Origin of the sequence: Rhizobium sp. CFBP 13644 (genome assembly GCF_014842165.1) — a bacterium.
Taxonomy (GTDB): Bacteria; Pseudomonadota; Alphaproteobacteria; order Rhizobiales; family Rhizobiaceae; genus Agrobacterium; species Agrobacterium tumefaciens_C.
Window position 1 is genome coordinate 337512 of sequence record NZ_JACYVF010000003.1, and the last position, 15343, is coordinate 352854.

Here is a 15343-nt window from a genome sequence, read left to right on the forward strand (position 1 = left end):
ATGACTGATGTATTCATATGCGATTATATTCGAACCCCCATTGGCCGTTTCGGCGGGGCATTGTCATCCGTCCGGGCTGATGATCTCGGCGCTGTTCCACTGAAGGCGCTGGTCAGCCGCAACCCCGGAGTGGACTGGGAAGCGGTCGACGATGTGATTTTCGGCTGTGCAAACCAGGCCGGTGAAGACAACCGTAACGTGGCGCGCATGTCACTCCTTCTGGCAGGCTTGCCGGTATCTGTCACCGGAACCACCATGAACCGTCTTTGCGGCTCCGGCATGGATGCCGTCATTGCTGCGGCTCGGGCCATCAAGTCCGGGGAAGCGGAACTGATGATTGCGGGCGGCGTCGAAAGCATGAGCCGCGCGCCCTTTGTCATGCCAAAGGCAGACGCCGCATTTTCCCGCAATGCCGAAATCTACGACACAACAATCGGTTGGCGCTTTGTGAACCCGGCGATGAAATCGCTTTATGGCGTCGACTCCATGCCTGAAACCGGTGACAATGTCGCCATTGACTACAACATCTCCCGAGACTCTCAGGACGCTTTTGCCGTGCACAGCCAGCAAAAGGCGGCGAAAGCGCAGGTAAACGGCCGACTGGCCAAGGAAATAACGCCCGTCAGCATTGCACAGCGCAAAGGCGACCCAATCATCGTCAGCAAGGATGAACATCCGCGCGAAACGAGCATTGAGGCTCTTGCCAAGTTGAAGCCGGTCAACCGCATGGAAGGCGCGACGGTTACCGCCGGAAACGCTTCTGGCGTCAATGATGGTGCAGCGGCTCTTATTATTGCGTCAAAGACAGCGGTCGAGAAGTATGGACTGACGCCAATCGCCCGCATCGTCGGCGGTGCGACGGCAGGTGTTCCGCCACGTGTCATGGGTATCGGTCCGGCACCGGCCTCACAGAAGCTTCTGGCGCGTCTCGGCTGGAGCCAGGAAGCCCTTGATGTCATCGAGTTGAACGAAGCCTTTGCGTCGCAGGGGCTTGCGACACTGCGCCAGCTGGGCGTTGCCGATGATGATGCACGCGTCAACGCCAATGGCGGAGCCATCGCACTCGGCCACCCGCTCGGCATGAGCGGTGCCCGCATTGCAGGCACGGCTGCCCTTGAGCTTTCCTTCACCGGCAAAAGCAAGGCACTGGCCACGATGTGCATTGGCGTTGGCCAGGGCATCGCGATTGCGCTTGAGCGCGTTTAAACAAAGCTCAACACGACAGGGTCGCGCGCCGACCCTGTCGTGTTGAGGCGCTATAGCTCCATATTGGGGTTAGCCAAGGCGGCACGCAGCCTTTTGCCCATTGGAAGATTGATGTTGACGCCTATTCCGGGCGCAGTGCTCTCAAACCAGCGCCTGTAGATCTCGGGCATGTCTGCACTTTTGTAGATCTCGGCAAGGGCCTCGTTGACAGCAGTCGCGAACTCCCCGTCATCCAGGCGCATCATGAATCCGAACGGCTGAGCTTCGGTGACTTTTTCCAGGGAAACGCGATAATCACTGGGATTTTTCGTTCGCGCGATCATGGTGCGGAGCAAAACCTCGTCCATGACAAAGGCCGACACTCGGCCATCCGTGACCATGTCAAATGCCGACTGGAGCGTTTCGGTCGGCACCACCGATACATTCAATTTGTTCGTTCGGTTGGCTTCATTGATGTCGCTGACGTTGACAGTGCCGCGGGCGACACTGACAGAACGACCCTTCAAATCTGCCAGCGTCACCAGATTACTCTTGGTCAAAGACACAAAACGCGTAGCGCCGTAAAAATGGCTTATGGCGAAAATCGCACTTTTTCGCCGCTCTACAGTATTGGTGCTGGCGTTGCATTCTATGTCGATTTCGCCGCTATTGAGAAGTTGCACCCGGTTGCTGGGCGTGCGTGGCAAGTAGGCAATCTCGAGAGTGGGCAAACCGAGCCGGAGTTTCAGCTTTTCCGCGACGCGATTGCACAAATCGATCGAGTAACCCATGATCTGACCATTGCTTGCGGCAAAGGAAAACGGAGGCGTCGCGCCATAGCCAATGCGGATTTTTCCGGTTTCCTTGATGCGCTCCAGCGTGGACTGGGTAAAGTCTGCCGCAGCAGCGCAGGAAAGTGAGACGAGCAAGGCAGCGGGCAACATGAAAAGTGTCTTAAGCGAACGCCTCATTTCAGATACTCCTGCGGATCATCAAAGGTCGCCTGTAGCTCCGCAGATATCGGAAGATTGAAATTGCGCCCTTCCGGTGGCAGAGGTGCCATGAACCACTTGTCGTAGATGTGATTGATTTCACCGCTGACGAAAAGCTGGCGCAACGTGTCATTGACGAGTTGTCGAAACGGCTCATCACCTTTGCGCATCAAAATTCCATAGGGTTCTGGTGGCCCGAACGTTTCAGCCGATACCAAATAATCATCGGGCCTCTTTGAGAAAGCGACCTGCGCGGCCAGCAAAACCCCATCCATAACGAAGGCACTGGCCTTGTTATTCTCCACAAAGGCGAAGCCATCCGAATTTTGCTTCGCAAGCATCACAGAAATATTCAGTTTGTCTGCGCGATTGATGGTCTGCAACTGCTCGATATTGACGGTGCCAGTCGTGGCCGCCACCGTACGCCCAGCCAGATCCTTGATGGTTTTTACCCCACTGGCTTTCTTTGCAACGAAGCGAGTGGCCGTGATGAAGTGGGGATACGAGAATGACACCAGTTCGCGTCGTTCTGCATTGTTGGTCGTGGCACTGCACTCAAGATCGATCTTGCCACTTTTGACCAGAACAAAGCGGGTAGCCGGCGTTGCCAGCACGTAATTGATATTGATTTTATCAAGCTTCAGGTGGCTGCGCACACGATCAGCAATGTGTTGGCAGAGCTCGATCGTGTAGCCGATCGCCCCACCATCTGGCCCCCTAAAGGCAAAGGGAACCTCGTCTTCGCGATAACCGATGGAGATTGTCTTGGTTTGGGCAATCTTATCGAGCGTGCCAATATCATGCGCCTGCACCGGGGAGGTGGCAACGCTGGCAATCTGGAAGAGAGCGAAGCCATAAAGACCAGCTCTCGCGGCGATTTTTAGCAGCTTCTCACTCGCTGGCAGAACAACAGGATATCGCATTTCTTCACGCTCCTAGCGATGAGACCTTCCGGGGGTATAGGCTTTGATAGATATTTTGAATGTCTTGAATGTTTGCAGGCCGAGCGAGGTGGTAGCCCTGCCCTAGCGTGCAGCCTAGCAACCGCATGAATTCGAGCTGATATTCATTCTCGATGCCTTCCGCAGTTGTCTGAAGCCCAAGGCTTTTTGCCAATTGCAGAAGATTGGTCACCACGGCGCGGCTGTCTGCGCGATCTTCAACGTGCATGACGAAGCTGCGATCAATCTTGATTTTGGTGATTGGCAGGTTGAGAAGGTAGCTGAGGCCGGAATAGCCCGTACCAAAATCATCCAGCGCAATGCCGATGCCGAGGTCGCGGAGTTCCTCAAGCATTTCCTTGCATTCAAGCGAGGAAATCTGCGCGCTCTCCGTCAATTCCAGTTCCAGCCTGTGTGCCGGAACGCGATAGGTCGACAATGCGGCTTTGACCTTGTCGGCAAAATTCCTCTGCTTGAGCTGAACGGACGAAACGTTGACGGCCACAAATGTGTTTGCGGGCAGGTTTGCAATATCTGCGCAGGCCATCTTCATGACCCAATCACCAATCGCGATGATCTGTCCGGTCTTTTCTGCAACGGGAATGAAATCTGCGGGAGAAACCCAGCCAAGCCTTGGATGCTTCCATCTCAGCAAGGCCTCAAAACCAACCGGCTGCGGCTGTGCGACAGAGAAAATCGGCTGATAAAACAGCTCGAATTCGTCGTTGCGCAACGCTGCGTCCAGATCGTGCTGGAGGACATGACCTCGCTCACCGGACATTTCCATGCCCGGCTTGAAGAAGCGAAATGTTCCCCGCCCCTCGGACTTGGCGGCATAAAGCGCGATATCCGCCTTGTTCAGCAGCTCTGAAATTTCAGTGCCCTCTGCCGTATCGAGGCAGATCCCGATGCTGGTGCCGACCGAGACTTGCTTGCCAAGCAGCATGAAAGGCCGGGCAACAGCGCGGATGACATTTGAGGCGAGCTTGCTGGCCTCCACAAGAGCGTCTTTGCGCACCACTTGCAGAACCGCAAATTCATCGCCGCCAAGACGGGCGGCGATATCACCCGGTCGCATCAGCAGGAGCAGACGCTCGGCAAAGGACGTCAACAGTGCATCTCCACTGGCATGTCCAAGACCGTCGTTGATGGATTTGAAACGATCGAGGTCCAACAGCATGATGTTGAAACGGCGGCCATTGTCTCCGGTCGGGGTCAGCAATTCCTCAAGCTTCTTGCCGAAGAATGCACGATTGGGCAATCCGGTCAGGGGGTCGTGATGGGCAAGGTGCTCCATATGCTTGGCAACATCCCGCACCTGCCGCAAATGCTCTCGCTCTACCACCGCTTCTCTCAACGTTTCGATTGCCACCGCCAGACGGCCGATCTCATCATGTCTGCCCTGAAACGGGGTTACCATGCGTGTATCATCGCGGGCGATGCGGCTGAGCGCACCGACAAGGTCGGGAACGGGCTTGAATACCTTGCGCATGATCAAAGTGACCGCCGCGCCAGTGAAAATCAGGATCGTCACAAGCAGGATGGCAGAGTTGCGAAACAGCCTGTTCTGACTTTCGTGCAACAGCGCCGCTTCACCAATGGACGTAACGACAGCACCCTGCAATTCGCTCTTTGATGTTAGGATGGGTACATAGGCAATGAAATGGCTGATCCCGCCCACATCAGCCAGACCAACAAAAAACTCGTCCGGATTGGTCTCCGGGGGTAGCGTCAAGCCGATACCGGTCGTTGATCCAAATGCTTCAGCCGAACTGACGAAGCTCTGCTGTCCGGACGATTTCTGAAACAGCCAGATATTGTTTTTGGTCTGCGCTGCGGCCACGGCCAGCACATCTGCGGGGTTAAATCCCGTATCCAGTATCGACGCATCGTCGCCCAACGGGCGCTCACTGATGATCCTGGTGATCTGACCGTCATCGGCACTGTCAATCGCGATGAAGGTGTATATGGAGCGGATGGCAGAACTCGTGACCTGCGCATTTAACTCGGCCTGCCTGCGCCACTGTTCCAGCGAGCCATGCTCAACCATGACCCAGCCGATTGTTGCCCCCGTAATATAGGCAAGCACGACGCTGGAGACGAGAAAGACGTTAATTTTCCAGAAGAGCGAATGATACCACACAAGGCGCGTTTGGCCCGACTGGAGATCGCAAGTCTCCGCTTCAGCCTTGTTTCTGTCTTGTACCATGTCGGCCTGAGCCCTCTTCCCCCGAAGGCTGCGACCATAGAAGCGCGTGCCTTAACCCATGGTTTAAGAGGGTATGTGATGTGCTACTCGGCACAACCAATGCAAGACATGGCAAACAGAACCTAAATACGGCGAAGGATATTTCATATTGGCGTCAGAGTGGAACGACGCATTGTCTCTCAAACAGAAAACCCGCCGGACGTAACTCCGGCGGGCTGTCAAGCTTGCGTTAGTCAGGCGCGCCTGGAACGCCAGCTTTCAGCGTAATTTTCACGCGCCTCACGTGCGTAAGGTGTTTGCGAGACGCGAACGCGGATCTTTGCCTGCTTGTGCGGTGTTTCGATTGACGTCTTGCGAGACCCACCATCCGGCTCTCCCCACACTAGAGTGAGAATATCGCCAATCTTCACATCGGCGTTCACCACGCCCAGCGAAAGCATGCACCGTTCATTGTAGGAATACCCATTGAACATGGACATGCCGACCCTGTTTCCGGCGTCGTCGAGTATGAGATCGGCGCTGGTGGAAGCATAGTTGGCCACGGGGAAGTCGATCCACTTGTAATGGTCTTCACCCGGACGGAACGCCGATGCGATGACCTCCACCACGTCCTCCGCGTTCCACTCGAACGTCACCTTCTTGCGGTGCGCTTGACCCTTCTGCTGCTCAAGCGCCGACTTGCCGATGAAGTCGTCCTTTTTCCAGCCAATGTAGAAATCATAGCCAAGCTCGAACGGATTGAGGTAATAGTCCTCGATATTCTCAGAGACAAAGCTGCCGCCAATCGCGCCGTTGGCTTCGTAGGAATCCACGCCCAACCACTCGCGATAGGCTTTCAACATGCCGTCGCCCGTATAAATCCCAGGCAGTGGAGATGGAATCCATCCCGATTCAAGCGTGTTTGTGGAGTAAGCGCGGCTGCCACACCGCACCAGATCGACCTCGGCCTCCTTGGCCGCTTCAAGTATGCAGGCAAGAACATAGCTCTTGTCTTCATAGGGGCCCCAGATTTCAAGCCCGGGCGCACCGGACATGCCATGCCGAAGGGCCTTTACCTTTTTCGATCCGACATTGATCCAGTCCACATGGAAGAACTTGATGTCAGGCACAGGGCCGCGGTTCAGTTTCTCGAAAATCTTCGGCGCTTCTGGCCCCTGTATCTGATACCGATAATGCGTGCGAAGCACTCGCTCGCCTTCGGGGCGGGATGTGGAGCGCGGATCATGCTTGAGACGCACATTCCATTTTCCGTAGGCCGCGCAGAACATCAGCCAATTGGAGGTCGGTGCGCGCCCGACCAGAATGAACTTGTCTTGCCGCTCCCTAAAGATGATATGGTCGCCAATGACATGGCCCGCCGGCGTGACGGGAACGAAATGCTTAGCGCGATTGAGATCGAAGTTCGAAAATGAATTGATGCCGTGATAGCTCAGGAATTTCTCGGCGTCTGGCCCTTCGACCGTCAACTCGTCCATATGGTGGGACTGGTCAAACAATACGGCGGAGTGGCGCCATGCCGCCTGCTCCGTTCGCCAATTGCTGAACTCCGGCGTCACGACAGGGTATACATACATTCCGCTTTGAGAGTTTCTCAAACGCCCGACAATATCGGGATTCTCATTCAGAATGTCATCCAGACTGGTATTGGCCAATGCATTATCCTCCCAAGATATTCAGCATAATGTATACATTAAGGCCGAGACTGGGGCGTATTGCAAGCCCGTATTTTCTCTCTCGCCACATTAGCGATGGATCAGGGCCAGCCCGGGAATTTTGTCGAGCAAGCCGGGCTCCTCGTCGAAAATGTAATCAAGATTGTAGCGGGCGGTGCGCGCATGCTCGCGCGCCATGGCTTCGGCGCGAGCACCTTCACGGGCGGCGATTGCCTTAACGAGCTCATGATGCTGCGCCTGAGCGAAGCGCAGTGAACGCCAGAATGCCGAGATTTGCAGCCGATTGGGAACGAATGCGGAAGGAGATGCGAATGGAAGGGCGCAGGCGCGCTCAACTTCGCGCCTGATCACATCGCTTCCGGCAAGGCCCGCCAATTGCTGATGGAAGAGCGCATTAAGTTCTGAATAAGCATCGAAATCCACATCGTCCTGCGCCGCACCAAAACAGCTATCCAGCCTTGCCAGTGTCGCGCGGATTTCATCGAGAGCCTCAACCTCGACGCCTCGTTCTGCGGCAAGACGCGCAGCGGTGCCCTCCATCACGCCGCGCAACTCGATGGAATCGATGACGTCAGCGTAAACAAAGCGCCGCACCACAAAACCGCCATTCGGGAGGCGATCCAGCAAGCCTTCTTCGCATAGACGCGACAGCGCTTCTCTGACCGGCGTGCGCGAAATGTCGAGCTGCGACGCCAGGGAAACCTCAAACAGCCGCATGCCTCCATGCAACTCACCACTGAAGATTTTCTCTCGCAGCTCAACAACTGCCCGTCGCCCGTGCGTTGCAGTGTCATTTGCTTTCATTTTTGATAGGCTCCGCCGACTTCCTGATGCAGGACTATACACGCCAGATTGTATTCATGAAGACCTATTGAAAGCGGAATTTGCATGAAACAAACGCACTCAATCGTCTCTTGTGAGACTGACCGTTGATGTATACATTTAAATGCCGCCGGGGAGATGAACACCTTGCTGAACGTTGAAAAAAATCCAGAGAATGAATTGCATCAAGGCCTGCCCGACGCCGCCGACCATTTGCTTGCGCGGTCGATTGAGGTGATGCCTCGAACCGCGGCCAAGATCGACGATTTCAAGACCCTTCTTCCGGCAGGCACGCGCGTCTACATTGCGCACATCGCTGGCACATCGATCGATGACATGGTGAAAACCGCAGCCCGTATCACAGCGGAAGGTCTTATAGCCATGCCGCATTTCCCGGCGCGCTCCATTCCCGACGCAGCGACGCTCGAACTGTGGCTGAAGCGCTATTCCCTCGAGGCGGGTGTGACAGAAGCGCTGCTTCTGGGTGGTGGCGATGCGCGGCCTGCAGGTACGTTGAGCAGTTCAATGGACCTTCTGGCAACTGGACTGTTCGACCAATATGGCTTTAAGCGCCTGCATGTTGCTGGTCACCCTGAGGGCAGCAAGCAGATTGACAGGGATGGCTCAACAACAGAGGTCGATGCCGCGCTATCGTGGAAGAATGACTTTTCTCGCCAGACCGACGCCCGGATGGCAATCGTCACCCAGTTCGGCTTCGATCCTAAGATCGTGACGGATTGGGCTGAGCGTATCCAGAAGTTTGGCATCACCCTTCCCATCCATGTGGGAATAGCCGGACCCACCAAGCTTCAAACCTTGATCAAATTTGCGATATCCTGCGGGGTAGGCCCTTCGCTTAAGGTCCTACAAAAGCGGGCAATGGATATCAGCCGCCTGTTCACGCCCTATGAGCCAACGGAATTTGTGTCCGCGCTCACTGACTATAAAACGCAAAACCCTGATACGCTGATCGAGCAATTGCATGTCTTTCCACTCGGCGGCATCGCAGGCGGTGCGGACTGGATGAACCGGAACATCCGTGACCAAAGGAATGCAGCCAGCACTTGACTGCATTCCTTGTCGATCCGACAATCAGGCTGGCGCAGTGCCGAGATAGCTCTCCATCAACGCCGGATTGCTGGAAAGTTCCGCCGCTGGTCCTGAGAGCTTCACCTCGCCCAGCTCCATAAGGTATCCGAAATCCGCGATTTCCAGAGCAGCGCGAGCATTTTGCTCCACGAGCAGAACGGAGACTCCGGTATCGCGCAGTTCAGACACAATGCGAAGAATATCGGCGACGATGCGCGGTGCAAGACCCAGGCTTGGCTCATCCAGCAGCAGCAATCGCGGCCTGCTCATCAATGCACGCGCCAGCGCGAGCATTTGCCTTTCACCTCCCGATAGCGTTCCCGCCAACTGCTTTCGGCGCTCTCCAAGTCTCGGAAAACGCTCGTAAAGTTGCGCGCTGGTTTCGGCGCGCTCCTGCCGAGTTCGAAGAAATCCACCGAGTTCGATATTGTCTTCCACGGTCATGGTGGAAAACAACTCACGGCGCTCTGGAACGAGACAGAACCCGGCGGCTACCCTTGCCTCAACGGATGTTGGCACAGGTTTCCCGTCATAGTGGACGATCCCGCTGCTGGGAATGATCCCCATCGCAGCATTGAGAAGCGTCGTCTTGCCCGCGCCATTGGCACCGATGACGGTGACAATACTGCCTGCCTTCATTGTTAGTGACAGGCCATGCACCACTTGAGCATGACCGTAGGAGACGTTGAGGTCCTTTATCTCGAGAAGATGTGTCATACGGCACCTCCCAGATAGGCGGCGATAACGGCCGGATGATTTCGCACCTCCTGCGGCTTTCCGTCAGCAATCAACGTGCCGAAATCCAGGACCACAAGCTGGTCCACAAGTCCCATGACGAAGCCCATATCATGCTCGACAAGCAACACGCTGACGCCCTCCTCGCGCAGTTTTTTCAAAAGAGCGGCAAGCTCCTGCTTTTCCGCATGCCGCAAACCCGCCGCTGGTTCATCCAGCAGCAAGAGAGACGGATCTGCAGCAAGAGCGCGTGCAATCTCCAGAATGCGTATCTGCCCAAGCGCAAGATCTCCCGCTGGTCTGTGCATCAACGCTCCAAGACCAACGCGCTCCACCTGCCTTGTAGCTTCCGCCAGCAAGGTCGCTTCCTCTGCCCGCTCCGCCCTGATGAAACTGCGCAAGACACCCGCCGAGCCGCGCAGATGCGCGCCCAACGCCACATTTTCCAGCACGGACATGTCTGGTAGAACTTTGGCATGCTGGAAGGTACGGGCGATGCCGTATCGGGCGATCTTACGCGGATTAAGGCCTGAAATCGGCTGCCCACGATAGGTTACCTTGCCTGCCGTCAAACCGAGGATTCCGGTTATCAGGTTGAACGTCGTGCTTTTTCCAGCACCGTTTGGCCCGATCAACCCAACGATTTCCCCGGCACTGATCCGGAAGCTGACGTCATTGACGGCGACCAGTCCACCAAACTGCTTGCGCGCATTTTCGACCGTCAAAAGCGGCGCACCGCGTTCCGGCATTGGGCGACGGTCAAGATCACCATGATTTTGCGCAAGCTTGCGCTCCGGCTTGCGCAACCCTGCCCACTTTGTGGCAAGTGGCCAGAGCCCATCTCGCGCAGCTTGCAGGATCGCCACGAGCAGCAAGCCGAACACCACCATTTCCACGTTCGTCGCCGTTCCGACAAGCCCCGGCAGGAACCGCTGGAGAACCTCTTTCAGCACAAGAATGACGGCTGAGCCGAATACGGCACCCCATACATGTCCGGCGCCGCCAACCACTGCCATCAGCAGATATTCGATACCCATGTTCAGGCCAAACGGCGTTGGATTGACCGACCGTTGCATATGCGCATAGAGCCAGCCGGACAGCGCCGCGAGTACACCCGCCAGGACGAAGACCGTGAGCTTGGCGCGCACGATATTCACGCCAAATGCTTCTGCCGCCTGCGCGCCTCCACGCAGGGCGCGAATGGCGCGGCCGATGCGGGAGTCCAACAAATTGACCGCCCCGATAGACACGAGAATGACGAAGCTCCAGATGATGTAAAAGATCGATTGGCTACTGATGAAGGAATAGCCAGCCACAGACAGCGGGGGGATGGAGGTAATCCCGTCATAACTCCCCAGGAATTCGATTTTTCCAAAGAGATAATAGAGTGCCAGACCCCAGGCGATAGTTCCGAGCGGCAGAAAATGGCCCGACAGCCGCACCGTGATGAAGCCCAGCAAAAATGCCGTCAGGGCGCCTATCAGCAGCGAAAGCGGCAATGTCAGCCATGGAGAAACGCCGTAGGCTGTGGTCAAAACCGCTGTAGTATAAGCTCCGAAGCCGCAGAAGGCAGCTTGGCCGAACGATGTCAGCCCGCCAACGCCTGTCAGCAGCACGAGACCGATGGCGACCAGAGAGGCAAGTCCGATATTGTTCATCAGCGTCAGCCAGAACGGCGGAACTGGCAACAGCGGAAAGATGGCAAGCACAAGCAGGCCCGAGAGAGGAAGAATGTGTGTTTTCGCGCTACGCATCATCATCAATCCTCCTCATGGTGGCCGGCACCGAAGGACAGCCATACCAGCACGGGTATGATGAGCCCGAAGACGATGACTTCCTTGTACGCGCTGGCAAAAAACGAAGAAAAGGCTTCCACAAGGCCGACGCCGATGGCCGCAATGGCCGTCAACGGAAAATTACCGAGACCACCCAGAATGGCGGCGACGAACCCTTTGAGGCCTATCAGGAAGCCCGTATCGTAGTAGATTGTTGTAACGGGTGCGATCAGAACGCCAGAAATCGCGCCGATAATGGCAGCAAGAATGAGCGCCGTTACGCCCGTCAACTGTGTGCGGACACCAACAAGCCTTGCACCCAGCCGATTGATGGCCGTTGCGCGCAACGCTTTGCCCAAAAGCGTCTTTTCAAAGAACAGGTACAGCCCGACCATAATGAGGATCGTGGTGCCGTAGATCCAGAGGCTTTGCGTTGTAACAACCACCGGGCCGACCAGAAAACTGCCATCCGCCAGTGGCTTTGCGCGCAAGCCTTCAGGACCGAAAAAGATCAACCCCAGCCCCATCATGAACAAATGGACGCCGATGGAGGCAATCAGCAGCATCAGCACCGACGCATCCACCAGCGGACGGTAGACGATGCGATAGATGTAGTATCCCATCGGAGCGATGATGATGATCGCCATTGCCGCGCGCAAAAGCGCAGGAAGCTGAAGCGGAGCAACAAGCGCAACCAAGGCGTAGATGGCCATCGGCAGGACAATGTTGATCAGCAGCGCACGCAAGAGAGACGGCAGGGCAAAACCCCGTCGCATGTCCCAGAGGTCCAGCACCATCGCCGCAGCGCCAAATGCGATCAGCATCGGTGCCGTTCCCGGTATCTTGCCACTATCAAGCAGGGCAAGCGACAGCGCGCCATACGCGACAAATTCGCCCTGCGGTATGAAGATGATGCGGGTTACCGCAAACACAAGAACCAGCGCCAACCCTAAAAGTGCGTAAATTGCACCATTGGTCACGCCGTCCTGGATCAGAAAGGTCGCAATTGTTGCGTCCACGTCAGTTCCCCAATGTATTGATTATGATTTTTTAGCTGCAAAGCGTCATGAAGCTGCGCCGCGATTGTAAGGACGCAGCTTCACCGTTTGAGCAAACTATTTGAGGAGGTTGAATTTGCCGTCCTTTGCGGTCAGCAACACGATGCCCCGGTCATCAAGCCCGTAGTGATCCGTTGCTGAGAACTGAAAAACACCATGCGTTGCTGGAAACGGCCCACCGGTTTCAATGGCAGCACGCAAGGCATCGCGAAATTCCTTGGTGCCGGGCTTGGCCTTGGCAAGCGCCACAGGCACAGCCTTTTTCAGGATGATCAGAGCATCCTGCATATGAGAACCAAACTGCGTGCGCGTACCGGCACCATATTTGGTTTCATAGGCCGTCACATAAGCCAAACCCTCGGCTTTCGTTTCAGAGGTGTCAGGCTGGTCTTCCGCCACCATGACGGGGCCGGAAGCAAACACTGTGTTTTCAACGCTTTTGCCCGCAATGCGCAGGAAGTCGAAGGTGACAGCACCGATCGTTTGATAGATTGGTCCCGTGAACCCACGCTCACGCAACCCAAGCTGTGGAAGTGCCGCACCAGTGCCCGAGGCGCCAATCAGAACGGCGTCTGGACGTGACGCGACCACCTTCAAAACCTGGCCCGCCACAGACGTATCCGGTCGGGCATAGCGTTCATCCGAAACCATGGTGAGCCCGTATTCGCCGCCAAGCTTCTTGAATTGATCAACCCACTGGTTGCCGTAGGAATCCGAGAAACCGATGTAGCCGAGCGTCTTCACACCGTCAGCCTTCATTTTCGCAAACAGATGGCGGGACACGAGTTCGGCGCTTTGTGGCAACACGAAGCTGTAGCCTTGCGCTACCGGCGGCGGCAATGGCGAGGGCGCAAGATGCGGCACGCCCGCTTCCTTGGCAACGCCCGCGACGGCAATAGCCCCCGGCACCAGTGCGGAACCGATGATGACATCAGCCTTATCGTCATTGGCGAAACGTCGCGCATTCGTGGTGGCAAGCGACGGGTCACCCGCATCATCGAGCATGATCACCTTCAGCTTTTCGCCACCGATTTCGGAAGGCCAAAGCTCGACAGAATTCTTGAGCGGAATTCCAAGCGCAGCACCCGGGCCTGTCGTTGGAATGGTCACGCCGATGGTGATATCAGCAAATGCTGGTAGCGACGATAGCGTCAGTGCGACGCTTGCCAGGGCTCCCAACCTGGTCAATGCACGGCCAGTCATAGAATGTCTCATGTCGTTCTCCCGTTAACATGCGATATGAATGATGGAGAGACGCCGATGGCGCTCTCATATCGGCTGATTTCGTGGTGGTTTTCCTCAAGCGGCAAGCGCAGGGAAAGCCATGCGGCTACGGCATCCCACGCCGTGCGCATGTATTGATCTGCATGGTAGAATGCAGCTTCCGGCTCGCCAGACAGGCGCTCCATGTTTTCTGTCATGGCCAGAAGTCGTGCCAGCGCACTGGTTGCCGCAGGGCTTGCATCGGGCCGCGGCGTATTGGCAATCTCCCGTTCGACCAATGTTTCAAACGCCGCGAGACCACGCCCTTCGTCGCGCCATAGCCTGCGCGTCAGGAAATCCAGCGCCTGCATGCCGGTCGTGCCCTCATAAATGGACATGATGCGGCTATCGCGCAGATATTGCTCGACCGGCCACTCTCGCGTGTAGCCTGCCCCACCCAGGACCTGAATGGACCGGCTGGCACAATCGAACCCGATCTCTGCTCCAAAGTTTTTGACCAAAGGCAGAAGCCATGCGGCGAAATCGGCAAAGAAGGCGCGCCGCTCCGCGTCGTCGGAATGGTCTGCCAGATCCATCGCTGCTGCCAGTTCAAGAAGAGCGGCGCGCAATGTCTCGGTCTGGCGGTTGAGAATAAAGAGTTGCCGCTTCACATCGGGATGGGCGGCAATCGCAACTGGCCTCTCATTGGCCGCACCGCCTTGGCACCGTTCCAGCGCATAGGCATGGGCTATGTCAGATGAGGCAGAAGCAATACCTAAGCCCTGACACCCCGTCGTCAGCCGCATCCTCTCAATCATGGTAAAAAGCTGCGGCAGACCATTGCCTTCCCGCCCCAGCAGAATGGCGTTGGCGGCATCAAAGCGCAAAGTGCAGGTGGGGGAGCCGTGAAGCCCCATCTTATCTTCTATCCGCTCAACCGTAATTGCATTGCGCGCGTCATCAAAACGATCCGGCACCAGAAACAGGCTTAGACCTTTCGTTCCCGGTTGGTCGTTGGTTCGCGCCAGTAGACAATGGCCGATCCTTGATGTGATGTCGTGGTCACCGAAGGATATCCAGCACTTGGTGCCCGTCACCTGCCACTGACCGTGGCTCAACATGCCGCTCGTGCGCACCCGCCCGACATCGGAACCGGCATCGGGTTCCGAAATGCAAATGGTGGCCGACCACTCACCCGAAAGCAATTTGCCGATCCACTCGGCTTTCGTGTCCTCATCTGCCGCCCGCGCAAGCAAAAATGCTGCGCCACGCGATGAGCCTGCCAGCATCATCAGGGAAACACAGGCGCGCTCGAAAAGCGGAGCACAGGCCGCCTGCAATGTTTGCGGCAGACCTTGACCGCCAACATCTTCAGGCAAATCCATGCCAAGCCATCCGGCTTCACAGAAACGGCGATACGCATCGGCAAAACCCGGCGGGGTTTTCACCCTGCCATCGATCAACATGCATCCTTCCCGATCCCCGATGCTGTTGAGCGGCGCAAGGACAGTCTCCGCAAAAGCCGCCGCTTCAGACACAATCGCGCGGACCGTGCTCTCATCCAGTTCGGGAAAGCGTGCACATACATCTTGCCAGCCGGGTGTTTTGGCCAGCAGATCAAGCGTTTTTTCGACTTGCTGTTCAAAACCCGTCATGGCGCC

At 56.4% G+C, this 15343-nt stretch carries 12 protein-coding genes; 2 read left to right on the forward strand and 10 right to left on the reverse strand.

The window, feature by feature from the left end; genetic code table 11:
* A complete protein-coding gene (gene pcaF, locus IFT53_RS11015) occupies positions 1-1206 on the forward strand; it encodes a 3-oxoadipyl-CoA thiolase (RefSeq protein ID WP_192064742.1) in 1206 nt (401 codons plus the stop codon).
* A 50-nt stretch (positions 1207-1256) separates the two neighbouring features.
* Here the strand turns inward: pcaF and IFT53_RS11020 are convergent, their stop codons facing one another.
* From IFT53_RS11020 to IFT53_RS11040, 5 genes are all read right to left on the reverse strand, one after another.
* The gene (locus tag IFT53_RS11020) at positions 1257-2156 is read right to left on the reverse strand and encodes an amino acid ABC transporter substrate-binding protein (protein WP_197980204.1); all 900 of its coding nucleotides are present in this window, start codon (positions 2154-2156) and stop codon (positions 1257-1259) included.
* The gene (locus IFT53_RS11025) at positions 2153-2989 is read right to left on the reverse strand and encodes an amino acid ABC transporter substrate-binding protein (protein WP_342365802.1); all 837 of its coding nucleotides are present in this window, start codon (positions 2987-2989) and stop codon (positions 2153-2155) included. The genes IFT53_RS11020 and IFT53_RS11025 overlap by 4 nt, the downstream gene beginning before the upstream one ends.
* Positions 2990-3104: 115 nt before the next feature.
* Entirely contained in the window at positions 3105-5327 is a 2223-nt protein-coding gene (locus IFT53_RS11030) for an EAL domain-containing protein (RefSeq protein ID WP_192064744.1), read from the reverse strand.
* Between the two features lie 233 nt (positions 5328-5560).
* Positions 5561-6979, reverse strand: coding sequence for a vanillate/3-O-methylgallate O-demethylase (ligM, locus tag IFT53_RS11035; RefSeq protein WP_192064745.1), 1419 nt, complete (start codon positions 6977-6979; stop codon positions 5561-5563).
* A gap of 90 nt (positions 6980-7069) precedes the next feature.
* A complete protein-coding gene (locus IFT53_RS11040) occupies positions 7070-7804 on the reverse strand; it encodes a GntR family transcriptional regulator (RefSeq protein WP_192064746.1) in 735 nt (244 codons plus the stop codon).
* A gap of 165 nt (positions 7805-7969) precedes the next feature.
* On the opposite strand from IFT53_RS11040, the gene IFT53_RS11045 reads away from it, so the two are divergent.
* Positions 7970-8890: a methylenetetrahydrofolate reductase gene (locus IFT53_RS11045; protein WP_244656285.1), complete on the forward strand. Its 921-nt coding sequence runs from the start codon at positions 7970-7972 to the stop codon at positions 8888-8890.
* A gap of 24 nt (positions 8891-8914) precedes the next feature.
* Here the strand turns inward: IFT53_RS11045 and IFT53_RS11050 are convergent, their stop codons facing one another.
* The 5 genes from IFT53_RS11050 to IFT53_RS11070 form a co-directional block, all read right to left on the reverse strand.
* On the reverse strand, positions 8915-9628 hold the full coding sequence (locus IFT53_RS11050; RefSeq protein WP_192064747.1) for an ABC transporter ATP-binding protein: 714 nt from the start codon (positions 9626-9628) through the stop codon (positions 8915-8917).
* Positions 9625-11400: a branched-chain amino acid ABC transporter ATP-binding protein/permease gene (locus tag IFT53_RS11055; RefSeq protein WP_192064994.1), complete on the reverse strand. Its 1776-nt coding sequence runs from the start codon at positions 11398-11400 to the stop codon at positions 9625-9627. The genes IFT53_RS11050 and IFT53_RS11055 overlap by 4 nt, the downstream gene beginning before the upstream one ends.
* A gap of 5 nt (positions 11401-11405) precedes the next feature.
* The gene (locus IFT53_RS11060; protein ID WP_192064748.1) at positions 11406-12440 is read right to left on the reverse strand and encodes a branched-chain amino acid ABC transporter permease; all 1035 of its coding nucleotides are present in this window, start codon (positions 12438-12440) and stop codon (positions 11406-11408) included.
* 96 nt (positions 12441-12536) lie between these two features.
* Positions 12537-13694: an ABC transporter substrate-binding protein gene (locus tag IFT53_RS11065; RefSeq protein ID WP_244656286.1), complete on the reverse strand. Its 1158-nt coding sequence runs from the start codon at positions 13692-13694 to the stop codon at positions 12537-12539.
* A complete protein-coding gene (locus IFT53_RS11070) occupies positions 13691-15337 on the reverse strand; it encodes an acyl-CoA dehydrogenase family protein (protein WP_192064749.1) in 1647 nt (548 codons plus the stop codon). Before IFT53_RS11070 ends, IFT53_RS11065 begins: the two co-directional genes overlap by 4 nt.
* Positions 15338-15343: the final 6 nt, after the last annotated feature.